The sequence below is a fragment of the Nonomuraea composti genome (assembly GCF_012034275.1).
GTDB classification, from domain to species: Bacteria; Actinomycetota; Actinomycetes; order Streptosporangiales; family Streptosporangiaceae; genus Nonomuraea; species Nonomuraea composti.
The window spans coordinates 1-22,906 of the sequence record NZ_JAATEP010000080.1; the positions used below are offsets into that span (position 1 = coordinate 1).

21 protein-coding genes are annotated in these 22,906 nt (G+C 72.4%); 10 read left to right on the forward strand and 11 right to left on the reverse strand.

The window, feature by feature from the left end; all coding sequences use genetic code 11:
- Positions 1-216 precede the first annotated feature (216 nt).
- Positions 217-1,047, forward strand: a complete 831-nt coding sequence (locus HCN51_RS52950) for an undecaprenyl-diphosphate phosphatase (RefSeq protein ID WP_346434138.1) — start codon at positions 217-219, stop codon at positions 1,045-1,047.
- On the opposite strand, the gene HCN51_RS52955 is transcribed toward HCN51_RS52950, so the two are convergent.
- A complete protein-coding gene (locus tag HCN51_RS52955; RefSeq protein ID WP_168021322.1) occupies positions 1,016-1,699 on the reverse strand; it encodes a hypothetical protein in 684 nt (227 codons plus the stop codon). The two genes, HCN51_RS52950 and HCN51_RS52955, sit on opposite strands and share 32 nt — an antisense overlap.
- A gap of 92 nt (positions 1,700-1,791) precedes the next feature.
- The gene (locus HCN51_RS52960; protein ID WP_168021324.1) at positions 1,792-3,012 is read right to left on the reverse strand and encodes a serine hydrolase domain-containing protein; all 1,221 of its coding nucleotides are present in this window, start codon (positions 3,010-3,012) and stop codon (positions 1,792-1,794) included.
- A 91-nt stretch (positions 3,013-3,103) separates the two neighbouring features.
- Between HCN51_RS52960 and HCN51_RS52965 the strand changes: the two genes are divergently transcribed.
- A complete protein-coding gene (locus HCN51_RS52965) occupies positions 3,104-3,652 on the forward strand; it encodes a helix-turn-helix transcriptional regulator (protein ID WP_168021326.1) in 549 nt (182 codons plus the stop codon).
- Between the two features lie 28 nt (positions 3,653-3,680).
- On the opposite strand, the gene HCN51_RS52970 is transcribed toward HCN51_RS52965, so the two are convergent.
- Positions 3,681-4,103: a hypothetical protein gene (locus HCN51_RS52970; protein ID WP_168021328.1), complete on the reverse strand. Its 423-nt coding sequence runs from the start codon at positions 4,101-4,103 to the stop codon at positions 3,681-3,683.
- Positions 4,104-4,157: 54 nt separating this feature from the next.
- Positions 4,158-5,297 carry an MFS transporter gene (locus HCN51_RS52975; RefSeq protein WP_080043487.1) on the reverse strand — a complete coding sequence of 380 codons (1,140 nt, stop codon included), beginning with the start codon at positions 5,295-5,297 and terminating at the stop codon, positions 4,158-4,160.
- An 87-nt stretch (positions 5,298-5,384) separates the two neighbouring features.
- On the opposite strand from HCN51_RS52975, the gene HCN51_RS52980 reads away from it, so the two are divergent.
- The 3 genes from HCN51_RS52980 to HCN51_RS52990 are packed head-to-tail and all read left to right on the forward strand — an operon-like array spanning position 5,385 to position 8,888.
- A complete protein-coding gene (locus HCN51_RS52980; RefSeq protein ID WP_168021331.1) occupies positions 5,385-5,720 on the forward strand; it encodes an ArsR/SmtB family transcription factor in 336 nt (111 codons plus the stop codon).
- Positions 5,713-8,268: an ATP-dependent helicase HrpB gene (gene hrpB, locus HCN51_RS52985; RefSeq protein WP_168021334.1), complete on the forward strand. Its 2,556-nt coding sequence runs from the start codon at positions 5,713-5,715 to the stop codon at positions 8,266-8,268. The genes HCN51_RS52980 and hrpB overlap by 8 nt, the downstream gene beginning before the upstream one ends.
- Complete coding sequence (locus tag HCN51_RS52990; RefSeq protein ID WP_168021336.1) at positions 8,265-8,888, forward strand: hypothetical protein; 624 nt, start codon at positions 8,265-8,267, stop codon at positions 8,886-8,888. Before hrpB ends, HCN51_RS52990 begins: the two co-directional genes overlap by 4 nt.
- A 4-nt stretch (positions 8,889-8,892) precedes the next feature.
- Here the strand turns inward: HCN51_RS52990 and HCN51_RS52995 are convergent, their stop codons facing one another.
- A complete protein-coding gene (locus HCN51_RS52995) occupies positions 8,893-10,071 on the reverse strand; it encodes a pyridoxal-phosphate dependent enzyme (protein WP_168021338.1) in 1,179 nt (392 codons plus the stop codon).
- Positions 10,072-10,127: 56 nt separating this feature from the next.
- Between HCN51_RS52995 and HCN51_RS53000 the strand changes: the two genes are divergently transcribed.
- From HCN51_RS53000 to HCN51_RS53010, 3 genes are all read left to right on the forward strand, one after another.
- On the forward strand, positions 10,128-11,564 hold the full coding sequence (locus HCN51_RS53000) for an amidase (RefSeq protein WP_168021341.1): 1,437 nt from the start codon (positions 10,128-10,130) through the stop codon (positions 11,562-11,564).
- 70 nt (positions 11,565-11,634) lie between these two features.
- Positions 11,635-12,912, forward strand: a complete 1,278-nt coding sequence (locus HCN51_RS53005) for an FAD-binding oxidoreductase (RefSeq protein ID WP_168021343.1) — start codon at positions 11,635-11,637, stop codon at positions 12,910-12,912.
- Between the two features lie 11 nt (positions 12,913-12,923).
- The gene (locus HCN51_RS53010; protein WP_168021345.1) at positions 12,924-14,279 is read left to right on the forward strand and encodes a leucine-rich repeat domain-containing protein; all 1,356 of its coding nucleotides are present in this window, start codon (positions 12,924-12,926) and stop codon (positions 14,277-14,279) included.
- Positions 14,280-14,297: 18 nt separating this feature from the next.
- Here the strand turns inward: HCN51_RS53010 and HCN51_RS53015 are convergent, their stop codons facing one another.
- The 4 genes from HCN51_RS53015 to deoC are packed head-to-tail and all read right to left on the reverse strand — an operon-like array spanning position 14,298 to position 17,688.
- Entirely contained in the window at positions 14,298-15,143 is an 846-nt protein-coding gene (locus HCN51_RS53015) for an aldehyde dehydrogenase family protein (RefSeq protein ID WP_168021347.1), read from the reverse strand.
- On the reverse strand, positions 15,136-15,330 hold the full coding sequence (locus tag HCN51_RS53020; protein WP_080043494.1) for a hypothetical protein: 195 nt from the start codon (positions 15,328-15,330) through the stop codon (positions 15,136-15,138). Before HCN51_RS53020 ends, HCN51_RS53015 begins: the two co-directional genes overlap by 8 nt.
- Positions 15,323-16,753 carry an aldehyde dehydrogenase family protein gene (locus HCN51_RS53025; RefSeq protein ID WP_168021411.1) on the reverse strand — a complete coding sequence of 477 codons (1,431 nt, stop codon included), beginning with the start codon at positions 16,751-16,753 and terminating at the stop codon, positions 15,323-15,325. Before HCN51_RS53025 ends, HCN51_RS53020 begins: the two co-directional genes overlap by 8 nt.
- 5 nt (positions 16,754-16,758) lie before the next feature.
- The gene (gene deoC, locus HCN51_RS53030) at positions 16,759-17,688 is read right to left on the reverse strand and encodes a deoxyribose-phosphate aldolase (RefSeq protein ID WP_168021349.1); all 930 of its coding nucleotides are present in this window, start codon (positions 17,686-17,688) and stop codon (positions 16,759-16,761) included.
- Positions 17,689-17,887: 199 nt separating this feature from the next.
- Here deoC and HCN51_RS53035 point away from each other — a divergent pair, with 199 nt between their 5' ends.
- Entirely contained in the window at positions 17,888-18,034 is a 147-nt protein-coding gene (locus HCN51_RS53035; protein ID WP_168021351.1) for a hypothetical protein, read from the forward strand.
- 124 nt (positions 18,035-18,158) lie between these two features.
- Positions 18,159-21,014 (forward strand): ATP-binding protein, encoded by a 2,856-nt coding sequence (locus HCN51_RS61945; protein WP_277350301.1) that lies wholly within the window; start codon positions 18,159-18,161, stop codon positions 21,012-21,014.
- Between the two features lie 50 nt (positions 21,015-21,064).
- Here HCN51_RS61945 and HCN51_RS53045 read toward each other — a convergent pair whose 3' ends face one another.
- The gene (locus HCN51_RS53045; RefSeq protein WP_080043498.1) at positions 21,065-21,634 is read right to left on the reverse strand and encodes a TMEM165/GDT1 family protein; all 570 of its coding nucleotides are present in this window, start codon (positions 21,632-21,634) and stop codon (positions 21,065-21,067) included.
- Positions 21,635-21,865: 231 nt separating this feature from the next.
- A complete protein-coding gene (locus HCN51_RS53050) occupies positions 21,866-22,903 on the reverse strand; it encodes a UDP-N-acetylmuramate dehydrogenase (RefSeq protein WP_168021355.1) in 1,038 nt (345 codons plus the stop codon).
- Positions 22,904-22,906: the final 3 nt, after the last annotated feature.

Here is a 22,906-nt window from a genome sequence, read left to right on the forward strand (position 1 = left end):
GCGGGTGAGGACCGCGCGGGTGAGGACCGCGCGGGTGAGGACCGCGCGGACGGACATCGTGCGAAGGCGGCCGGGCACGGGCCGTCGGGGAGAACCTCGGGCGAATTTCCGGTGAACTCGGCGGATCGTCCGCCGCCCGCGGCCGGAGAGCGATTGCCGAGCCCCCGATTCCGCTAACCTCACCCTCGTCACTCCCGCATCCTGGAAGGTGTCGTCGTGATCGGCTGGCTAGAAGCGGTGATCTTGGGGTTGGTCCAGGGGCTGACGGAGTTCCTGCCGATCTCCTCCAGCGCCCACATCCGGGTGGTCTCCGCGTTCGCCGGCTGGCCCGACCCGGGGGCGGCGTTCACCGCGGTCATCCAGATCGGCACCGAGCTGGCCGTCGTCATCTACTTCAGGCACGAGCTCTGGGAGATCATCTCCACCTGGGTGCGCTCGCTGTTCGTCAAGGAGCTGCGCCAACACTGGGCCGCCCGCATGGGCTGGTACATCATCGTCGGCACCCTGCCCATCGGCGTGCTCGGCCTCGTGCTGAAGGACCAGATCGAGACCGTCTTCCGCGACCTGCGCCTGGTCGGCACCACGCTCATCGTCTTCGCGCTCATCCTGTGGTTCGCCGACCGCACCGCCCGCAACAAGCTCACGCTGGAGAAGCACCTCAGCATCACCCACGCCCTCATCTACGGCTTCGCCCAGGCACTGGCCCTCATCCCCGGCGTGTCCCGCTCGGGCGGCACGACGACGGCCGGCCTGCTGCTCGACTACCGCCGCGAGGACGCCGCGAAATACTCGTTCCTGCTGGCCATGCCCGCCGTCTTCGCCTCGGGCCTGCTGGAGCTGACCGAGATCGGCGGGGCCGACACGCCCGACTGGGGGCCCACCATCGTGGCCACGATCGTCTCGTTCATCGTGGGGTACGCGGCGGTGGCGTGGTTCCTGCGCTACATCAGCACGCACCGCTTCACCCCGTTCGTGATCTACCGGATCATCCTGGGCTTCTTCATCATCCTCGCGGTCACCGCGGGCTGGATTCCGGCACTCGGCTGACCTGGTAGTACTCCGCCCACGCGGCGTCGCCCATGCGCAGGATCCTCGTCCCGGTCCAGCCGAGCGCCGCGACGGGCGCCACCCAGAACGGCACGGTCAGCGGCCCGTACGGCACCAGGAACCCGCCCAGGTACCCGGCGGCCACCACCAGCGGCACCCACCACCCGGTGAATCCGGCCCGCCACACCGCCACGGTCAGCAGCGGCAGCCCGACGAAGCCGAAGAACATCCACGGCATCTGGAAGCCGAAGATCACGCCCGGCAGGTTCAGCATCTCGTCGAGGATGCGCTGGGCCTCCTCCGGGCTGTTGTGCTGCCCCAGGTACCACTCGACCGGGTCGATCAGCAGCAGCCCCGACAGCTGCAGGTAGCCGATCACCGCCAGCACCCCCGACACGTGGCCGAGCCGGGTGGCCTTGCGCCTGGTCAGGTGCATGAGGCCGATGACGGCGACGGCCATCAGCATCCAGCTCCAGTGGTAGAGCGCGGACTGGGTCTGGGCCAGCGCCGGGTTGTCGCCGAAGCTGACGGCCTCGCGGTCGTCGCCCCACGTGCCGGGGTCCACGACGACGGCCACGGCCTGGAGGAGCGGGGCCACGACGAGCAGCGTGCCGGCCGTGACGCGGCGGAAGGTGATGTGGTCGTTCAACATGCGGCCGACCGTAGGCGGGCGTACCACCGCCGGTCGTCCCCCTGCGGGCCGACCGGCGGTCCCCTATGAGGAGGAGAAGCGGCGGGCAGCCTCTATGAGACGCGCCGGGCGGTGACGTCGCGTCCCGCCCAGTTCAGGGCGACCTCGCCGTCCGCGCGGAAGTCCAGCTCGACCTCCCCCTTCATCCGGGCGAAGAACCGCGTCGGCGACATCGGCCGCAGCTCGGTCCTGGCCAGCCCGTGCACCTCGACCATGAGCCGCGCGCCCTCCCTGGTCACGTCCATGGTGGAGGTACGGCCCAGGAACCGCATCGTGTACCGGCCGGCGTACCGGTCGAACAGGGCGGGGTCCACGGTCACGAACACCCGCTCGCCCGGCAGCTCGTACGGCTCCCCTCTGGCGATCGCCGCCAGGCCGCGCTCGATCTCGGAGAAGGCGGCGTTCTCGACGTTCGACAGCACGCAGACGAACAGGTCGTCGGCCGGGTAGCGGGCCGAGACGCTGACGAACCCGATCGTGCCCCCCGAGCTCTCGATCCGCCCCGGCCCGACCGCGCAGCCGTACCCGTAGGCGATGCCGTCGCTCTCGACGTACGGCCCGACGAGCTCGTCCGGCACGTCCAGCCGCCACCGGTGCAGGTCCTCGACGGTCGAGCAGATCGCCCCGGCCGCGTCCTGGCGGGAGTTGTCGACGTACGGGGCCGGCTCGGCGCGCCCGTCCACGGCCAGGTAGCCCTTCGCGTCGTCCGTCAGCCCGGTGCGCGTCATCCCCAGCGGCCCGAAGACGTGCTCGCGCAGGTAGTCCCCGTACGCCAGGCCCGACACCCGCTCGATCACCTCGCCCAGCAGCACCCACCCCGAGTTGCTGTAGCTGACCCCCTCGCCCGGCTCGAACAGCAGGGGCCGGTCCTTGAACCCGTCGATGAGCTCCCGCCGCGTCACGGCCGTCCCCATCACGCGGGTGAACCCCTCGGTGGTGACGTAGTCGGGGATGCCGGAGGAGTTGGTGAGCAGGTGGTGCAGGGTGATCCGCGCGCCGCCGGGGTATCCGGGCAGGTAGCGGGCGATCGGGTCGTGCACGCCCAGCAGGCCGCGCTCCTTGAGCCGCAGGATCGCCATCGCGGTGAACGTCTTCGTCTGCGACCCGATCCTGAACGCCGTGCCGGGCCGGTTGGGCACCCCGCGCTCGTGGTCCGCCAGCCCGTACCCCTGCGTGAACAGCACCTTCTCGCCGCGCGCCACCAGCACGGCCCCGCTGAACCGGCCCAGCTCCGCGTACGCGCGCACGAACCGGTCCATCCGCCGTCGCTTCATTGAATACTCCAAGTTGACTATTCGATTTGGAGCAATGAGAGCACGGCGGCGCTGGTATGGTCAACGTTGATTATTCAGCGGAGGTGATCCCGTGTCGGCGTCGTCCACCCGGCTGCTCGTCCTCGGCCTGCTCAACGAGGGCCCCAAGCATGGCTACGAGATCAACCAGGTCGTCACGGCCGCGGCCCTCGACCAGTGGACCGGCGTGAAGCCCGGCTCGGTCTACCACGCGCTGGCCAAGCTGGAGCTGGAGGGCCTGGCACGCACCCTGTCCGAGGAGCGCCAGGGCGACCGCCTGCGCCGCGTCTACCAGATCACCCCGGAGGGCCGCCGCACCCTGCGCGACCTGCTGCGCAAGGCCCTCGCCGCCCCGCCCCACTCCACCCGCTCCGACTTCGCCCTGGCCCTGCGCTGGCACACCCTGCTCGACACGGGCGAGGCCGGGGAACTGGTGGCGGCGGCGTCCCGCGAGGTCGAGGCCCAGCGCGCCGCCCTTGCCGCCGGCCGTACGGCGAAGGCGGGCCTGTCACCGCTCGCGGACGCCCTCTTCGACAACGCCGAGGCCCACCTGGCCGCCGACGCCAAGCTCCTGGAGGACCTGGCCCGCCTGCTGCCCGCCGCACAGGAACGCGCCCAGTAGACACCCGTCACGCCGCCCGGAAGAACACTCAGGACAACTCGCGCGGGTAGCGGCTGCACCAGGCGAAGGCGGCCGCGAAGAGGGCCCAGGCGGTGACGTACGCGATCGGGTGCGCCCAGGCGTCATTGATGATGTCGGCCAGCGCCTCGCGGCCCTCGAAGTAGCACGCGAGCCCCAGCACCGCGCCGGGGATCGCGCCCCACCACCGCTTCCACCACACCTCGTGCACGGCGATCTCGAACACGACGAGCGTGATCGGCCCGAACAGCAGGAACTTCAGGTTCAGCACCGAGGGCGCCAGCGCGCCGAGCACCATGACGCCCGCCGCCGCCGCGACGGTCAGCAGGACGACGGCGCCGAGCGGGGCCGGCTCGTCGCGCGGATCGACGTCCGGCGGCTGCTCCGCACCGTCCTGCAAGGGCTCGTCGCGTGGATCACGGTCGTCAGACACATCCGACATTCTGGCGGCCAGAGACGCGTCACGACGACCCGCTTTCCGGACGTTCTAGGTGGCCGGCACGCTCACCCTCGCCCGCTCGCGATACGTGACCAGGGTGAACAGCAGCGCCACCACCCCGAACCCGGCGGCCAGCACCACGACGCCGATCCGCCCGTAGCCCTCCAGCGCCGCGCCGCCGGACAGCCCGGCCACGAACAGCCCGAGGTACTGCGCCGACGACAGCAGGCCCAGCCCGACCGGGACGTTCCCCGGCACGGCCACGACGGTCCTGAACTGCTGGGCGGGCGCCACCAGCCAGCCGGTCGCGCCCCACAGGAAGGCCCAGATCAGGGCGATGGGCAGGGCGAGGTTCGCGACGGGGATGAGGGCCAGGAACACGACGGACGCGCCCAGGCCGCCGAGGATCATCCGGCGCGGCCCGTACACGTCGGTGAGCCGCCCGCCGAGCGCGTTGCCCACGATGCCGCCCAGCCCCCACGCCCACAGCACCGCGGGCAGCGGCAGGTCGAACAGCGAGCCGATGTAGGTGTAGGCGGTGAACCCGGCCGCGAACATCAGCAACTGCGTCACCATCACGGCCGGCACCCGCCGGTCCCGCAGCGGCTCGAACCGCTCCCGCAGCCGTCCCGAGGCGGGGATGCGCACCTCGGGCACCAGCGCGGCCACGCCGATCAACCCGACCAGGCCGAGCCCGGCGACCATCCAGAGGGTGGAGCGCCAGCCGGCCGCCTGGCCCAGCCAGGTGCCCAGCGGCACCCCGATGGCCGACGACACGCTCAGCCCGCCCATCACCAGCGCCAGCGCCCGGCCGCGCCGCTCGGGCTCGGTCAGCGCGTTCGCCACGGCGGAGGAGGTGGGCGTGAACATGGCCGCCCCGGCCGCCGCGAGCACGCGGGTCAGCATGACCAGCGCGTACGTGGGCGCCAGGGCGGTCAACGTGTTCCCGACCACGAACACCGCCATGGCCAGCAACAACACGGTTCTGCGCGACATTCGTGCGGTCAGCGCGGCGAGCAACGGCGACAGCACGGCGTAGGCCAGCGCGAACACGGTCATGAGCTGCCCCGCGGCGGACCGGGAGACCCCCAGGTCCGTGGAGATGGGCGGCAGCAGCCCCGCCGTGACGAACATGCCCGTGCCGATCGCGAAATTTCCGGCGGCCATCGGATAGAGCCGCGAACTCATGGGAGCCTCCAGCAACAGTTGGATGCTCATCAAACTGACGTATAGTTGGATTGTTGTCAAACAATTCGACGGAGGTAGGGTTTCCCCATGCGCCTGCTGCCGCACCCGTCCACGGAGAACATCCAGCTCACGGAGGTTCTGCGGGCTCTGAGCGACCCCATCCGCCTCGAGATCGTGATCCGGCTCGCCACGGCCGGGGAGATGACGTGCACGGTCGCGGGCGACGACCTCGGCGTGCACAAATCCACCGCCTCGCACCACTACCGCACGCTCCGCGAGGCCGGCGTGGTACTGACGAAGCAGGAGGGCCGCCTCAAGTACATGAGCCTCCGCCGCGACGACCTGGAAACCCGCTTCCCCGGCCTGCTCGACGCCGTCCTCACCGCCGCCACCCGCACCCTCCCCGCCGAGGCCCATGCCTGACCCCGAACGCGCCACCACCCCGCCGCCCTCGAATACCGCCACGACGGCACCGCGCGATGCGGCGTCGCGGGCGGAGGGGCTGCCCATTCGGCATGTGCTGCCCGAGTTGCTTGGCGCGCTGGAGCGGCACGGGAGCGCGGTCCTGACCGCGCCGCCCGGCACCGGCAAGACCACCGTGGTGCCCCTCGCGCTGGCCGAGGCGGGGCTGCGGGTCGTGGTGGCCGAGCCGCGCCGGCTGGCCGTGCGGGCGGCGGCGCGGCGCATGGGCGTCAGCTACACGATCAGGGGCGAGCGGCAGGTGGGCGCGAACCCGATGGTCGAGGTCGTCACCACCGGCGTGCTCCTCCAGCGGCTCCAGCGCGACCAGGAGCTGGCCGGGGTCGACGCGGTCATGCTCGACGAGTGCCACGAGCGGCACCTCGACGCGGACACGGCGCTGGCGTTCCTCCTCGACGTACGCGACACGCTCCGCCCCGACCTGCGCCTGCTGGCCACCTCCGCCACCGCCGACGCCCAGCCGTGGGCCGACCTGCTCGGCGGCCCGATCGTGGCCGCCACCGGCGCCTCCCACCCCGTGGAGATCGTGTGGGCCCCGCCGCCGCGCCCGGTCGCCCCGCCGCACGGGCTGCGCGTCGATCCCGCGTTGCTGTCCCACGTGGCCTCCGTCGTTCGCAGGGCGCTGGCGGAACGGGACGGCGACGTGCTGTGCTTCCTGCCGGGTGTGGGCGAGATCGCCAAGGTGGCGGGGATGCTGGCGGGCGACGTGGAGCACGTGCTGCAGGTCCACGGCCAGGCGCCGGCCCATGTGCAGGACGCCGTGCTGAGCCCCGGCCCCGGCCGCCGTGTCGTGCTGGCCACCTCGGTGGCCGAGTCCAGCCTGACCGTGCCCGGCGTCCGGGTGGTGGTGGACTCGGGCCTGGCCCGCGAGCCCCGCACGGACCACGCCCGCGGCCTGGGCTCCCTCACCACGGTCCGCGTCTCCAAGGCATCGGCCACCCAGCGCGCCGGCCGCGCGGGCCGCGAGGCTCCCGGGACGGTGTACCGCTGCTGGTCGGCGGCCGAGCACGACCGCCTGGCCGAGCACGCGCGCCCGGAGATCGCCCTCGCCGACCTGACGGGCTTCGCACTGCAGGCGGCCTGCTGGGGCACCCCGGACGCGTCGGGCCTGGCCCTGCTCGACCCGCCACCCCCCGCCGCCCTGTCCGCCGCCCAACGCACGCTGGAGGCCCTGGGCGCGATCACCTCCCCATCGCCCGCCTCCGACGCGCGGGCGCAGGTGACGGGGCGGGGACGGCGGATGGCGCCGGCCGGGGTGCATCCGCGGCTGGCCAGAGCCCTGCTCGACCTCGGCCCCGAGGCCGCCGAGGTGGTGGCCCTGCTGTCGGAGCAGCTGCCCAGGGACGCGTCCGACGACCTGGTGGAGGTCTGGCGCGCGGCCCGCAGGGGCGGCACCGGCTTCGCCGCCCGCTGGCGCCAGGAGTCCGCCCGCCTGCGCCGCACCGCCACCGAAGCCAACCGCACCGCACAAGCCGGCACCGCACAAGCGAGCACCGCACCAGCCGGCACCACCGCGGAAGGTCGCGCCACATCCACCTCGCTCACAGGTGACGCGCTGGCCGGGATGGCGGTGGCGCTGGCGTTCCCCGAGCGGGTGGCGCGCCGTCGCGGCGGCGGTTACCTCATGGCCTCGGGCACCCAGGCCCAGCTCCCGGACGGCTCCAGGCTGCAGACCGCGGAGTGGCTGGCCATCGCGGTCGCCGACCGCCCCACCGGCTCGGCGTCGGCCCGCGTCAGGCAGGCCGTCGTCATCGACGAGGCCACCGCGCGGGCGGCGCTGGAGCCCACGACGGAGGACGAGGTCACGTGGCGGGTCCCGCCGGGCGAGCGCCGCGGCGACGTCTCGGCCCGCCGGGTGGAACGCCTGGGCGCGATCGAGCTGTCGTCCACCCCGCTCAAGGACGCCGACGTCCGTGACGCCATCCTGCACGGCCTGCGCACGGAAGACGTTCTCACGTGGACGAAGCAGGCGAAGGACCTGCGTGACCGCCTGGCGTTCTGCCACCGCGCGGTCGGCGCGCCCTGGCCCTCGATGGACGACCTGGTGGGCCTGGCCGACCAGTGGCTGGAGCCGGAGCTGAGCCGGGCCCGCCGCCGCGCCGACGTGGAGCGCATCGACGTGGCGTCGGCGCTGCGGCGCCTGATCCCGTGGAGTGAGCGCCTCGACGAGGTGGCTCCGGAGCGCATCGAGGTGCCGACGGGTTCCCAGGTCCGCCTCGACTACTCGGGTGATCAGCCGGTGCTGGCGGTCAAGTTGCAGGAGCTGTTCGGCTGGCAGGAGACGCCGCGCATCGCGGGAGTCCCGGTGCTGGTGCACCTGCTGTCCCCTGCCGGTCGTCCGCTGGCCGTGACCGCGGACCTGGCCTCGTTCTGGCGTGAGGGCTACCGTCACGTACGCGCGGAGATGCGCGGCCGCTATCCGAAGCATCCCTGGCCGGAGGACCCCTTGACCGCCCAGCCGACCCGCCGCACCAAGAGGAGCACCCCATGACCGACTGGCTCGGCGCGGCGGCGAGGGACAACGCCCGCTGGTGCGACCTGATGTGCCGCGCCCACGGCATCCCGGGCACGTTCACGGACCTGGCCTGGACGAGCCAGGTCAGGACGCCGCCGTTCTATCCCGACGCCGTCACCCTCTCCCCGGAGGCGACGGCCGCCGACCTGCTGCCGCGCATCGACGCGAGCCCGGGCGCGTCGGTCAAGGACAGCTTCGCCACTCTTGACCTGCCGGGCTTCGACGTGCTGTTCGAGGCCCAGTGGATCTTCCGTGAGGCACCGGAGAAAGCCGCCACGAGCTGGCGGGTGGTCCGGGACGAGGCCACGCTGGCCGAGTGGGAGCGGGCGTGCGGGATGAAGGACCTGTTCCGGCCGGCACTTCTCGATGAGGCGACGATCGTCCACGCGCCCGACCTGAGCGCGGGCGCCGTCCTGACGGCGACCGGCCCGGCCGTGGGCGTCTCGAACGTGTGGGGCGACTGGTCCGGCGTGCTCGCGGCGGCGGCCGGGCTGTTCCCCGGCCGCCCCCTGGTCGGCTACGAGAGCGACCCGTCCGACGCCCTGAGGCGGGGCTTCACCACGATCGGCCCGCTCCGCGTCTGGCTCAAGCAGTAAGAGCTCACGGCAGGAGATCGTCCAGCGTCGGGTCCTCCAGCACCGGGTACGGCTCGCCGCCCACCCCCAGATCCTTGAACCCGCTGGACGTGGCGATGCACACCACGGGCCCGGCGAAGTCCCTGCGCAGCCTGCGGTGCCCGGCCAGCCCCGCCGTGCCCGACAGCTCCTGCCACAGCCCGGCCCGCGCCAGCTCCCGCTGTGCCCGCCGCATCTCCTCGTCGGTCACGAGGACGGCCTCGCCGCCGCTGTCGCGCACGGCGACGACGCCCCGGTGCCCGCCGACGGTCCCGGCGATGCCGTACGCGTCGGTGGGCCCGAGCTCGACGATGGCGGCGGGCAGCCCGGCGGCCAGCGCCTTGGCGTGCGGCCCGCCGGCGGCCGTCTCGCAGGAGAACATGCGCGGCGCCCGGTCCGTGACCCCGAGCAGCAGCAGCTCCGTGAACCCCTTCCACACGCCGTAGAGCAGCTCGGCGTAGCCGGTGGGGGTGAACACGGCCGCGGGCACCTCGCCGAGCTGCAGGAACAGCTCGTAGGCGATCGTCTTGTAGCCTTCGGGCCCGAACGGGTGCCCGGTGTGCGTGACGGTCTGGTTGCTGACGGGGTGGTAGCCGAGCCGGTCGACGATCTCGCGCAGCAGCGGCCAGCGCCGTTCGACGGGCACGGTGACGACCTTCGCCCCGTACGCGCGCACGAACGACTGCACGGCGGGCGGCGACCCGGCGGAGGTGAGCACGATCGCGGGCAGCCCGGCACGGGCGGCGTAGGCGGCGGCGGAGGCGCCGTGGTTGCCGGAGGAGGCGACGACCACGCCGGGCGCTCCGGAGGCGAGGGCGGCGCTCACGGCGACCCGGTTGAGGCGGTCTTTGTGGGACCAGGTCGGGTTGCGGGATTCGTCCTTGATGTAGACGTCACCGAACGGGACCAGCGGCGTGCCGCCCTCCCCGAGGGTGGGCGCGTCGAGCGGTGGCAGCAGGGGCGACCACCGCGCCAGGTCGGGGCCTGGCTCCTGCTCGAACAGGCCACGGTCGACCTTCGCGTAGTCGTAGACGATGTCGAGCGGGAAGGCGAGATCGTCGGTGCTGGTCTTGGGGCAGCCTCTGGTCAGCGGCGGGAACAGGGGAAACTCGGCCGAGGGGTCGCCCAGGGAACGCTGGCGGAGGGCAAGCGAAGGTCCGTTCACGTGAATCGACCCTATCGAGCCTCGCAACGTTGAGTGAAAAGCTGCACACTCTTCTCATGTTGTGGGCAGGCAGGTCCGCCATCGAGATCGCGACGGCCGTCCGGCAGGGCGAGGTCAAGGCCACGACCGTCGTCGAGGAGCATCTTCACGTCATCTCGGAGCGGGATCCCAGGGTAGGGGCGTTCCGGCGGGTCAGGGAGCGGGCCGTGGACGAGGCGCGGCAGCTGCACAAACGGCGCGATCTGGCCGATCTGCCGCTGGCGGGGGTGCCGGTGGCGGTGAAGGACAACCTGGAGGTGGCGGGCGAGGCCACGCGCGGCGGGTCGGCCGCCACGCCCGACACGCCGGCGCCGGAGGATCATGTGACGGTGGCGCGGCTGCGGGCGGCCGGCGCGGTGGTCGTGGGGCTGACGAACCTGCCGGAGCTGGGGCTGGTGGCGCTCGGCGACAGCGCGTACGGCATCGTCCGCAACCCGTGGAACCCGGCGCGCACGGCGGGCGGCTCGTCGGCGGGCAGCGCGGCGGCGGTGGCGGCGGGCATGGTGCCGATCGCTCTCGGCAACGACGGCATGGGCTCGCTGCGCATCCCGGCGGCGTGCTGCGGCGTGCTGGCCATCAAGCCGGGCACGGGGCTGGTGCCCGCGCCGTCGGACGACTGGGAGCAGCTCGTCGAGAACGGCCCGCTGGCCACCACCGCCTCGGACCTGGCGCTGGCGCTGTCGGTGCTGGCGGCGGACCCGGCGCTGGCGCAGGCGTGGCGCGGCGGGCGCCGGGTGGAGCCGCCGCCGCGCATGTTGCGCTCGGTGTGGGCGGACGACGACGAGGTGTGGGAGCCGCAGCCGCCGCCGAGCAGCCCGGAGCCGTTCGACCTGCGGGTGGCGTACGCGCCGCAGCCGCTGCCGGCGGGGATGCGGATGGACAAGGAGTTCGCGGCGGCGGTGCGGGGCGCGGCCGAGACGTTGCGCATGGCGGGGCACACGGTGGTGGAGCAGGAGCACAGGCTGCCTGCCTGGCTGGGCCCGGCGACGGTGGCGACGTGGCTGGTGCGGGCGGCCGAGGCCGCCCATGGCCTGCGCGGGCTCGAACGCCGCACGCGGGCGCTGGCCAGGGCGGGCCGGATGCTGCGCGCGGTCAAGCTGGACGGTGTGCGCGGCCGGGAGCGGTGGCGCGGTTACGGCGCCGACCAGTGGTTCGGCGAGGCGGACGCGCTCATCACACCGGCCCTGGCCGCGCTGCCGCCGAAGGCGGAGCGGTGGGGCGAGCGCGGCCTGCTGCGCAACGCGTGGACGAACGTCACGTACGCGCCCACCGCCGGCCCGTGGAACATGTGCGGCTGGCCCGCGATCAGCGTCCCGGTGGCGACGCACTCCAGCGCGCTGCCGATCGGCGTGCAGATCGTGGCCCCGCCGGGCGGCGAGCCGCACCTGCTGGGCCTGGCGGCCCAGCTCCAGGAGGCGCATCCGCCGCTGCGACCTCCGGGTTTCTCCTTCTAGAAGCCTCAGTTATGGGTGCGATCAGATCCATCTCTTGGACTTATAGGAGCGGGGTCAGCATCCTGGAGGCATGCTGCACAGAAACGACCCCGGATATGACGCCGAGCGGACCGGCTTCCAGCTTCTCGACCCGCACCGCCCCGACCTGATCGTGCCCGCCGCCACGCCGGAGGACGTCCGCCGGGCCGTCGCGTACGCCGCCGAGGCGGGCCTGCCCGTCGCCGTCCAGGCCACCGGCCACGGCCTGCCCCAGGCCGCCACGGAGGGCGTGCTCATCACCACCGGGCGGATGAACGCCGTCACCGTCGACCCGGCCACCGCCACCGCCCGCATCGAGGCGGGGGTGCGCTGGGAGCAGGTCATCGAGGCGGCGGCCCGGCACGGGCTGGCCCCGCTGTCCGGCTCGTCGCCGTCCGTGGGCGCGGTGTCGTACACGCTGGGCGGCGGCCTCGGCCTGCTGGCCAGGACGTACGGCTACGCCGCCGACCGGGTGCGGGCCGTGGACGTCGTCACGGCCGACGCCGAGCTGCGGCACGCCACGCCGGGCGACGACCTGTTCTGGGCCCTGGTGGGCGGCCGGGCGGGGTTCGGCGTGGTGACCGCGCTGGAGATCGGCCTGGTGCCGGTGGCGCGGCTGTACGGCGGCGCGCTCCACTTCGACCAGGTCGAGACCGCCCTGCGGACCTGGCGGGACTGGACGGAGACGGTGCCGGACGAGATGACCTCGTCGATCGCGATCATCCCCTTCCCCGGCCGGACCGTCGCCCACATCCGCATCGCCTACACGGGCGACCCCCGAGAGGGCGAAGAACTCGTCCGCCCCCTGCGCGCGATCGGCCCCCGCCTGCTCGACACGGTCGGCGAGATGCCGTACACCGCCTCGGCCGCCATCCACAACGACCCGACCACGCCGTCCGGCTACTTCGCCACGCACTCCCTGCTGCGCGCGCTGCCCGACGTGACCCCGCTGCTCGGCGTGCGCGGCGTGATCGAGGTGCGCCACCTCGGCGGCGCGCTGGCCAGGCCCCAGGGCGCGCCCAACGCGGTCGGCAACCGCGACGCGCGGTACTTCGCCGCCGTCCTGTCGCCCGGCCTGGCCCCTGGCACGGACGTCGCCGCGCTGCGCCCGGCGCACGACGCGGTGCACGACGCGCTGTCCCCGTGGGCGACGGGCGGGCGGCTGCTGAACTTCCTGTACGGCGCCAACGCCGGGCCCGAGCAGGTGCGCAGGGCGTACGAACCGGAGGACTACGCCCGGCTGACGGCGCTCAAGGCCAAGTGGGACCCCGACCACCTCTTCCGCCTGAACCACCCGATTCCCCCGGAAGTTGTCACTCCCACCCCCTAGGGTCTCGATCCATGATCCAGCCCTCAGACCTGACCGCCCTGCGCGCCAAGCTGACGACCGCGTCCCCCGAGAGCGCCTGGAAGGCCGTGCGGCGGCTCGCGCTCGGCAGCCGGGACGCGGGCGCGCTCGACCTGGCCGCCGACTACGCCGAGGTGGCGAAGCCGGGCACGGACAAGCTGCTCAAGCTGTGGCCCGACGCGCTCGACCCCGACGGTTTCGCGCAGCGGGTGCTGGCGCCGGCCTTCGCCGCCGAGGGGCGTACCGAGCTGACATTGCGCGGGCAGAGCGCGCTCACGGCGGGGCTGCGCCACCTGACCATGCTCGACACGCTGGTCCTCGACCACTGCAAGAGCCTGTCGGACCTCTCGGAGCTGTCCGGGCTGACCGGGCTGCGCGTGCTGGAGCTGGACGGCTGCGCGGCCGTCAGCGACCTGGGGCCGCTGGCCGCGCTCACCGGGCTGACGGCGCTCCTGCTGCCCAACTGCCGCCAGGTGTCCGACGTCACCCCGCTGTTCGCGCTGCGCGGCCTGCGCCGGCTCGACCTGCGCGGCACCGCCGTGGCGAGCGTGGAGGGGTTCGGGCAGGCGTGGCCCGGCCTGGAAGAGCTCAATCTGGACGGCTGCCGGTTCGTCGAGGACGTACGCGGCCTGTCGGGCCTGCGCAGCATGCGGAAGCTCGACCTGAGCCGCACCAAGATCACGACGCTGGACGGCCTGCGCGACCTCGGCTCCGTCACCGAGCTCACCCTGCACTGCGCCCGCCTGAAGAGCCTCGACGGCATCGCCGCCATGCCCGCGCTGGAAACCCTCTGGGCCTCGGGCTGCACGAACATGAAGAGCCTCGACGGCTTCGGCCACCACCCCCGGCTCACCAGCCTCGGCCTGCCCGAGTCCAAGCTCCCTGACCTGCGCCCGCTGTCGCGGCTGCCCGCGCTGACCAGTGTCGTCATCGGCCGGCACCAGCGGCTCACCTCGCTCGACGGGCTCGAAGGGCACCCGTCGCTGGAGGAGGTCGAGCTGGTCTACGCGGAGGACCTGACCGACTTCTCCGCACTCGCCCGCATGCCCGCCCTGCGCGTGCTGACCCTCCAGGGGCTGGACCAGCTCGCCGACCTCACCCCGTTCTCGGGGCTGCTTCACCTGGAGGAGCTTCGCCTGGCCTGCATGGACGGCCTGCGCACCCTCGGCGACCTCGACCGGCTGCCCGCCCTGCGCGAGCTGGAGCTCTACGAGTGCCCCAAGCTGGACGACCTGGGCGGGCTCCTCGCGCTCCCGTCGCTCAAGGAGGTCTGCGTGAACGACTGCCCCGCCCTGCCGGCCGGCCTCATCGCGGACCTGAAGGCCCGGAGCCTGTTCAGCCAGTGGTGACAGGCTCCGGGCCCGGGCTCACACGCCGATCGGGTGCCAGACGGTCTTCGTCTCCAGGAAGCGCGTCATGCGGCCGATGCCCGGATCGGCCGACCAGTCCTCCTGGACGGGCCGCGCCACCCGCTTGAGGTTTTCAGCCGCCGCCTGCTCGCAGCTCAGCGCCAGCTCGGCGTCCGCGACGCCGGTCAGGTCGAGCCCGTTGACGTCCATGTGCGCCGCCAGCCAGGGCGCCAGCTCGGCCTGACGGCCGGTCAGGATGTTCACCACCCCGCCGGGCAGGTCGGAGGTGGCCAGCACCTCGGCCAGCGTGATCGCCGCCAGTGGCGCGGGCTCGGAGGCGACCACGACGCAGGTGTTGCCGGTCACGATCACCGGCGCGACCACGGACACGAGCCCGAGCAGCGGATCGGCGGGCGCCACCACGGCCACCACGCCGGTCGGCTCGGGCGTGGACAGGTTGAAGTAAGGCCCGGCCACCGGGTTCGCCGCGCCGCGCACCGAGGCGATCTTGTCGGACCAGCCCGCGTACCAGACCAGCCGATCGACGGTGGCGTCCACCTGCTCCAGCGCCGCGCGCTTGCCGCCGCCCAGCTCCTCGGCGAACTGCGCGCGCCGCCCCTCCAGCATCTCGGCGACCCGGTAGAGGATCTGCCCCCTGTTGTACGGGGTCGCGCCCGACCAGCCGGGGAACGCCTTGCGCGCGGCCACCACGGCGTCACGGGCGTCCTTGCGCGAGGCCCGCGCCGCGTTGGCGACGAACTCGCCCTTGGCCGAGGTCACGGGGTAGGACCTCCCACTCTCCGAGCGCGGGAACGCCCCTCCGATGTACAGCTTGTAGGTCTTTTTAACGGACAACCTACTCATCGCCCCGCCCCCTCCACGTGGACTCCTGCGACATCTGGACCGGCACGAAGACCTGGCCGCACCGGCTCACGCCGCAGCGGTGGGCGTACCAGCCGGTGCGGACGGGCCGGCCGGCCCTGGCGAAGGCGTGGCCCCGGGTGGCCTCGGCCCGTCGCGCGCGGCGGCGGGCCCGGCGGTGCTCACACATCAAGGTAGGCCTCCAGACCGGCCAGGCCGCCCTCGCGCCCGTACCCCGACTCCTTGTAGCCGCCGAAGGGTGAGGTGGGGTCGAACTTGTTGAAGGTGTTGGCCCAGACCACGCCGGCGCGCAGTCTGTCGGCCATCCACAGGATGCGCGAGCCCTTCTCGGTCCACACGCCCGCCGACAGCCCGTACGGGGTGTTGTTGGCCTTCTCGACCGCCTCGGCCGGGGTGCGGAAGGTCAGCACCGACAGCACCGGCCCGAAGATCTCCTCGCGGGCGATGCTGTGCGACTGCGCCACCCCGGTGAACAGCGTCGGCGGGAACCAGTAGCCCTGCTCGGGCAGCTGGCAGGCGGGCGACCAGCGCTCGGCCCCCTCGGCCTCGCCCAGGTCGCTCAGCCGGCGGATCTTGGCCAGCTGCTCGGCCGAGTTGATCGCGCCGATGTCGGTGTTCTTGTCCAGCGGATCACCCAGCCGCAGGCTGCCCAGCCGCCGCTTGAGCGCCTCCAGCAGCTCCTCCTGCACGGATTCCTGCACCAGCAGCCGGGAGCCGGCGCAGCACACGTGCCCCTGGTTGAAGAAGATCCCGTTGACGATCCCCTCCACCGCCTGGTCGAGCGCGGCGTCGTCGAAGACGATGTTCGCCGCCTTGCCGCCCAGCTCCAAGGTGAGCTTCTTGCCGGTGCCGGCCACCGACCGGGCGATCAGCCGGCCGACCTCGGTGGAGCCGGTGAAGGCCACCTTGGCCACCTCGGGGTGGGCGACCACGGCGGCGCCGGTCTCACCCGCGCCGGTGACGATGTTGACCACGCCCGGCGGCAGGTCGGCCTGCCGGCAGATCTCGGCGAACAGCAACGCCGTCAGCGGCGTGGTCTCGGCCGGCTTGAGCACCACCGTGTTCCCGCAGGCCAGCGCCGGAGCGATCTTCCAGGCCAGCATCAGCAGCGGGAAGTTCCACGGGATCACCTGCCCGGCGACCCCCAGCGGCTTGGTGCCGAACCCGGCGTATTCCAGCTTGTCGGCCCAGCCGGCGTAGTAGAAGAAATGCGCCGCCACCAGCGGCACGTCCACATCCCGGGACTCGCGGATCGGCTTGCCGTTGTCGAGGGTCTCCAGCACGGCCAGCTCCCTGGCCCGCTCCTGGATGATCCGGGCGATGCGGAAGAGGTACTTGGCGCGCTCGGCGCCGGGCAGCGCGCTCCAGCCGTCGAACGCCTTGCGCGCCGCCCGCACCGCCCGGTCCACATCCTCGGAGGAGGCGGTGGCCACCTCGGCCAGCGTCTCCTCGGTGGCCGGGTTGACGGTCTTGAAGGACGGGCCGGAGCCGTCGACGAACTCCCCGTTGATGAACAGCCCGTAGGAGGACTTCAGGTCGACGACGTCGCGCGACTCGGGGGCCGGTGCATATTCGAACAGCGAATTGGGCATCGCCATCAGTCCAAGGTGAAGTAGTCGGGGCCGGCATAACGGCCGGTGGCCAGCTTCTGCCGCTGCATCAGCAGATCGTTGAGCAGCGAGGAGGCGCCGAGCCGGAACCACTCGGGGCTCAGCCAGTCGTCCCCAGCGGTCTCGTTGACCAGCACGAGGTTCTTGATGGCGTCCTTGGTGGTGCGGATGCCGCCGGCGGGCTTGACGCCGACCTGGCGGCCGGTGGTGTCGCGGAAGTCGCGCACGGCCTCCAGCATGATCAGGGTGACCGGGAGGGTGGCGGCCGGGGCCACCTTGCCGGTGGAGGTCTTGATGAAGTCGGCGCCGGCCAGCATCGCCAGCCAGGAGGCGCGCCGCACGTTGTCGTAGGTGGCCAGCTCGCCGGTCTCCAGGATCACCTTCAGGTGCGCGGCACCGCAGGCGGCCTTGACCGCGACGATCTCCTCGAACACCTTCATGTACCGGCCGGACAGGAACGCGCCCCGGTCGATCACCATGTCGATCTCGTCGGCGCCGGCCGCCACCGCCAGCGCGGTGTCGCTGACCTTGACCTCCAGCGAGGTGCGGCCGCTGGGGAAGCCGGTGGCCACCGAGGCGACCTTGATCCCGGTGCCCTTGAGCGCTTCGGCGGCGACGGCGACCAGGTCGGGGTAGACGCACACGGCCGCCACCGAGGGCGCGTCACCGCCGGGCCGCACGGCCTTGGCGCACATCGCGCGCACCTTGCCGGCCGTGTCGGCCCCTTCGAGGGTGGTCAGGTCGACCATGGAGATGGCCAGGTCAATGGCCTGCGCCTTGGCCGTGGTCTTGATCGAACGGGTGCCGAGCATCGCCGCCCGCTGGTCCGCGCCGACCCGGTCGACCCCGGGCAGGCCGTGCAGAAATGCTCGCAACGCGGCTTCGGACGAGGCGACGTCCGCGAGCGAGGTAGTCACAGTTGACACCTAGACAGCATCGCCGACCAGGGCCACTACCTCCAAACCGGACCACCTTAGGGCACCCGGGCGCCCGTTCCTAGGTATGCGGAGTGCCTGCGCACAGCAGAGATAAGGCATCCACCCGATGTGGCGGGGTGGGCCTTAGCACGAATCTTGAAGGTGTCAGAAAGACACAGGAAATTTCAGGAGACACACCATGCATCCCGAGATCGAGTTCGAGCTCATGAAGAGTCAGGCCAGCGAGCTGCGCAAGGCGGCCGCCCACCACCGCCGCGTACGCGAGGCCGAGCGTGGCAACAAGAGCGAGCGCCGCTCGTTCTTCGGCAAGCGCCGCTCGTCATGACCGCCCCACGAGAGCCCGGCCGCATCCTCGCTCGCGGCCGGGTCTCGCACCCGCCTTGAACGCGGGCCCGAATTCGCCATAAAACCGTCGAAAGCATCGGAAGTTGCATGACATGCTGGACGACATGCGGGGACGATCTGTCAGTCCCGTCTTCGTCGGGCGGGAAGAGGAGCTGGCGGCTCTGTCTGAAAGCTTCGACGAGGCCAGGAAAGGCAGAGCGACGGCCGTCCTGCTAGGGGGCGAGGCCGGCGTCGGCAAGACCAGGCTCGTCCAGCGCTTCGCCGAGCAACGCGCCACGGACGGCGCCCACGTGCTGTTCGGGGGCTGCGTGGAGCTGTCCACCGAGGGCCTGGCGTACGCGCCCTTCACCGCCGCGCTCCGCCAGCTCGTCCGCGAGCAGGGCCCGGCCGCCGTGGCGGGGCTGCTGCCCGACGGCGCCGAGCGCGACCTGGCCCGGCTGCTGCCCGAGTTCGGCGAGCCCAACGGCGACGGGGAGACCGACACGGGCCGCGCCCGCCTGTTCGAGCAGTTCCTCACCCTCCTCGAACGGCTCGCGGAGAAGCGCCCCACCATCCTCGTCATCGAGGACATCCACTGGGCCGACCGCTCCAGCCGCGACCTCATCGCCTTCCTCAGCCGCAACCTGCACGCGCCGCAGGTGCTGATGGTCATGACCTACCGCTCCGACGACCTGCACCGCCAGCACCCGCTCCGGCCGGTCCTCGCCGAGCTGGGCCGCGTCAACGGCGTGCACCGGCTCGACCTGCCCCGCCTGTCGCGCGACGAGGTCGCCCAGCAGATGACCGCGATCCTCGGCAAGACCTCCGAGTACGGCGCCGTCGAGCAGGTCTACGAGCGCAGCGAGGGCATCCCGCTGTTCGTCGAGGCGCTGCTGGAGTGCGGCGTCGACTGCACGTTCCCCGAGTCCATGCAGGACCTCATCCTCGGCTCCGTCGAGCGGCTGCCCGAGGAGACCCAGCGCGTGCTGCGCGTGGCCGCCGCCGGCGGCAACCGCGTCGGCCACGCCCTGCTGGCCGCCGTCAGCGGCCTGTCCGACGTCGAGCTGGAGAGCGCGCTGCGCCCCGCCATCGCCGGCAACGTGCTGCAGATCGCCGACAACCGCGCCTACGTCTTCCGCCACTCCCTCATCCGCGAGGCCGTCCACGACGAGCTGCTGCCGGGCGAGCACCAGCGCCTGCACGCCAGGTTCGCCGAGGAGATCTCCAAGGACCGCCGGCTCGTCCCGCCCGGCCGCGCCGCCGTCGAGCTGGCCCACCACTGGTACGGCGCCCGCAACGACCGCTGGGCCCTCATCTCCGCCTGGGAGGCGGCGCAGAAGTCGTTCAAGTCGTACGCCTACACCGAGGCCGTCCAGCTCCTGGAGCGCGTCCTCATGCTGTGGGACCGGGTGCCCGACGCCGCCGACGTCATCGGCGCCGACCACACCGCCGTGCTGGAGCGCGCCTCCGAGGCCGCCAACGCCGGCGGCGACGTCGACCGGGGCCTGAAGTTCGTCAAGGCCGCGCTGTCGCAGCTCGACGAGACCAAGGAGCCCGAGCGGGTGGCCCAGGTCATCAAGCGCCGGGCCGCGTTCAAGAACTCCAAGAACCAGACCGGCGTCATCGACGACCTGCGGCACGCGCTCCAGCTCGTCCCCGAGGACAGCCCCGACCGGGCCGAGGTCGTCATGACGCTCAGCCGCCACCTCATGCTGCGCGGCCAGATCGAGGAGGCCGACGGCCTCATCGCCGAGGGCCTGCGCCTGGCCAGGCAGTACGGCGACCGCTGCCTCGAAGGCGACCTGCTGATGAACCAGGCGCTCGGCCACTCGCTCAACGGCGAGACGGAGAAGACGATCGCCCTGAACGAGCAGGCGCTGCGGATCGGCCGCGAGAAGCGCTCGCCGCGCCTGATCACCCGGGCGCTGGGCAACAACATCGACGCGCTGCTCGACATGGGCCGCGAGGACGAGGCACTGCGCCTGGCCGAGGACGGCTACGGCATCGCCAAGCAGTACGGGCGGCTGCGCGGCAGCGGCCTGTTCATCGCCAACAACTGGGCCGAGTCGATGGAGGTGCTCGGCCGCTGGGACGAAGCCATCGAGATCGTCGAGAGCGCGCTCAGCCACGGCCCCGTCCTGCGCCACCGGCTCGCCCTGCTGCGCGTGCGCGCCGACATCGCCATGGCCAGGGGAGAGCTGCAGCTCGTCGAGGCGCTGCTGGCCGAGATCGGCGTGTTCAAGGACCACCAGGAGGAGTTCGTCCAGGACCTGGTCAACAACGCCCGCCTGCGCATCGGCTACCGGCTCACCACCGGCGACCCCGCCGCCGCCCTCGACGAGGCCGAGCGGGTGCTGGCCCGCCCCAAGCAGCCCAGCAAGGCCATGCTCGGCTGGCGGCTGCTCGCCCTGCTCCGCGTCGTCTGCGACGCCGCCCAGGACGTCGAGCCGGCCCGCACCGAGACCGTCCGCAGGCAGGCCGCCGAGGTGGCCGCGGAGCTGGCCGTCATCGGCCCCGTCGTGGAGGCGTACCGGCTGACCTACCTCGGCGACTTCGACGCCGCGGCGACGGCGTGGGAGCGGCTGCGGCGCCCGCACAACCAGGCCAAGGCCCTGCTGCGCGCGGCCGGCGCCGCCGCGGCGACCGGCGACAGGGAGGGCGCGGCGACCCGGCTCAAGGCGGCGCTCCCGCTGGCCGAGGCGCTGCGCGCGGCCCCGCTCGTCGCCGACATCGAGGCGCTGTCGCGCCGCGTCGGGGGGCTCCCGCCGGCGCAGGAGCCGTCGGAGCTGCTCACGCCGCGCGAGCTGGAGGTGCTGCGCCTGGTCACCCAGGGCCGCACCAACCGCGACATCGCGGCCGAGCTGTTCATCTCGGCGAAGACGGTGAGCGTGCACGTGTCGAACATCCTGGGCAAGCTCGGCGTCACCACGCGCGGCGAAGCCGCGGCCGCCGCCCACCGCCTGTCGCTCCTGTCGTCCTAGAGGCTTTTGTCGTCCTAGAGGCTTTGTCGCCCTGGAGGCTTTTGTCGTCCTTAGAGGAACGCTTCCACCAGGAGGATCACCCCGAAGACGGCGAACGCGGCGGCGGCGCCGTACCTGATGGCCTTCTCCGGCAGGTGCTTGCCCAGCAGGCGCCCCACCAGGATGGCCAGCGCGTCGGCCGCCACCATGCCCACCGTCGAGCCGATCCACGTGCCGACCCAGTCGTCGTAGCGCGACGCCAGCGTGATCGTGGCCAGCATCGTCTTGTCGCCCAGCTCGCTCAGGAAGAACGCCACCGTCACCGCGATCAGCGCGTTCCTGGTGGTGCGCTGGGCCTTCTTCGACTCCTCCTCGGTCAGCTCGTCGCCGCGCAGCGTCCAGACGGCGAAGCCGAGGAAGGCCAGGCCCGCCACGATCGAGATCGCCGTCGTCGGCAGCCAGTCGCCGACCAGGCCGCCCAGCGCCACGCTGAGCAGGTGCACGACCGCTGTGGCGACCGTGATGCCGAGGATCACGGTCCAGGCTTTGAAACGGGTGGCGAACGTCATCGCCATGAGCTGGCTCTTGTCACCGAGCTCCGCCACGAAGATGGCGACGGTGCTGATCCAGAACGCTTCCAACGGTCCTCTTCCGCGCGGCCAGGCCGGAAGCAGGCACCCGGGGAGATTTTCGGGCACGACTTCGGCCCGGCAGCGTCTTCACGTCAATGACTGCCAGGCCGAAGGTCTCGTCCGCCCGCTCTAAGAAGGCCCGCGCGACCGGGCACCCGCAGGCGCCAGTATGTCGATCACGCGATTGGGACTACTCCCCTTCGGTAATTCCAACCCACCATAACAGCCCCAGAAGAGTGCCTATTCCCCGAGGTCGCAGCCCACCAGCACCGGCTCGTTGACCAGCGTCACCCCGAACTTCTCGCGCACCCCGTCACGCACCTCCCTGGCCAGGGCCAGCAGGTCGGCGGCGGTGGCCGCGCCCGTCGGGTTGGTGAGGGCGAGCGTGTGCTTGGTCGAGATGCGTACGGGGCCGCGCTCGTACCCCTTGGGGAAGCCCGCCTGCTCGATCAGCCACGCGGCCGGCACCTTGACCAGGCCGCCGGGCAGGTCCCAGCGCGGATGGCCGGGCGCGCGCACGGCCAGCTCAGCCGCCTGCTCCGCCGTCAGCACCGGGTTCGTGAAGAACGAGCCCGCGCTGCGCGTGTCGGGATCGTCGGGGTCGAGCACCATTCCCTTGCCCCTGCGCAGCTCCAGGACGGCCGCACGGGCCCGGTCCAGCGGCACCCGGCCGCCCGCCTCGGTGCCCAGCCTGCGGGCCAGCTCCTCGTACGCCAGCGGGCCCGACACATCCGACAGGTCCAGCGCGTACGTCACCGCCAGCACGACGTACCTGGACAGATCGCGCTTGAAGAGGCTGTCACGATAGGAGAACCCGCACTGCCGCGCCTCGATGTCCACCACCTGCCGGGTGCGCCGGTCGTAGGCCCGCACGCACCTGATCGTCTGGGCGACCTCCTGCCCGTACGCGCCGACGTTCTGGATCGGCGTCGAGCCCACCAGCCCCGGCACGCCCGACATGCACTCGATGCCCGACCAGCCCTCGGCCACCGCGCGGGCCACCAGCCGGTCCCAGTCTTCACCCGCCTCGACCACCAGCACGACCTGCTCGCCGTCGCGCGAGACGGTCACGCCCTGCGTCGCGACCTTGACGACCAGCCCGTCGAACCCCTCGTCGGACACCACGACGTTGCTGCCCCCGCCGAGCACCAGCGTCGGGACGTCGTTCCTGTCGGCCTCGGCGATCAGGGACACGAGCTGCTCCGCCGAGGTCGCCTCGGCGAAGTCGCGGGCGGGGCCGCCCAGGCGCAGCGTGGTGTACGGCGCGAGCATCTCCATGAG

Excerpts from the sequence above, each read along its gene's own strand:
- HCN51_RS52960 (WP_168021324.1), bottom strand. The coding sequence starts at position 3,012 with ATGAAGCGACGGCGGATGGACCGGTTCGTGCGCGCGTACGCGGAGCTG.
- HCN51_RS61945 (WP_277350301.1), top strand. The coding sequence starts at position 18,159 with ATGCGGGGACGATCTGTCAGTCCCGTCTTCGTCGGGCGGGAAGAGGAG.
- HCN51_RS53035 (WP_168021351.1), top strand. The coding sequence starts at position 17,888 with ATGCATCCCGAGATCGAGTTCGAGCTCATGAAGAGTCAGGCCAGCGAG.
- HCN51_RS53015 (WP_168021347.1), bottom strand. The coding sequence starts at position 15,143 with ATGAGTAGGTTGTCCGTTAAAAAGACCTACAAGCTGTACATCGGAGGG.
- HCN51_RS53025 (WP_168021411.1), bottom strand. The coding sequence starts at position 16,753 with ATGCCCAATTCGCTGTTCGAATATGCACCGGCCCCCGAGTCGCGCGAC.
- HCN51_RS52990 (WP_168021336.1), top strand. The coding sequence starts at position 8,265 with ATGACCGACTGGCTCGGCGCGGCGGCGAGGGACAACGCCCGCTGGTGC.
- HCN51_RS53005 (WP_168021343.1), top strand. The coding sequence starts at position 11,635 with ATGCTGCACAGAAACGACCCCGGATATGACGCCGAGCGGACCGGCTTC.
- hrpB (WP_168021334.1), top strand. The coding sequence starts at position 5,713 with ATGCCTGACCCCGAACGCGCCACCACCCCGCCGCCCTCGAATACCGCC.
- HCN51_RS53010 (WP_168021345.1), top strand. The coding sequence starts at position 12,924 with ATGATCCAGCCCTCAGACCTGACCGCCCTGCGCGCCAAGCTGACGACC.
- HCN51_RS53050 (WP_168021355.1), bottom strand. The coding sequence starts at position 22,903 with ATGGAGATGCTCGCGCCGTACACCACGCTGCGCCTGGGCGGCCCCGCC.
- HCN51_RS52980 (WP_168021331.1), top strand. The coding sequence starts at position 5,385 with ATGCGCCTGCTGCCGCACCCGTCCACGGAGAACATCCAGCTCACGGAG.
- HCN51_RS53020 (WP_080043494.1), bottom strand. The coding sequence starts at position 15,330 with ATGTGTGAGCACCGCCGGGCCCGCCGCCGCGCGCGACGGGCCGAGGCC.
- HCN51_RS52955 (WP_168021322.1), bottom strand. The coding sequence starts at position 1,699 with ATGTTGAACGACCACATCACCTTCCGCCGCGTCACGGCCGGCACGCTG.
- HCN51_RS53000 (WP_168021341.1), top strand. The coding sequence starts at position 10,128 with ATGTTGTGGGCAGGCAGGTCCGCCATCGAGATCGCGACGGCCGTCCGG.
- HCN51_RS52975 (WP_080043487.1), bottom strand. The coding sequence starts at position 5,297 with ATGAGTTCGCGGCTCTATCCGATGGCCGCCGGAAATTTCGCGATCGGC.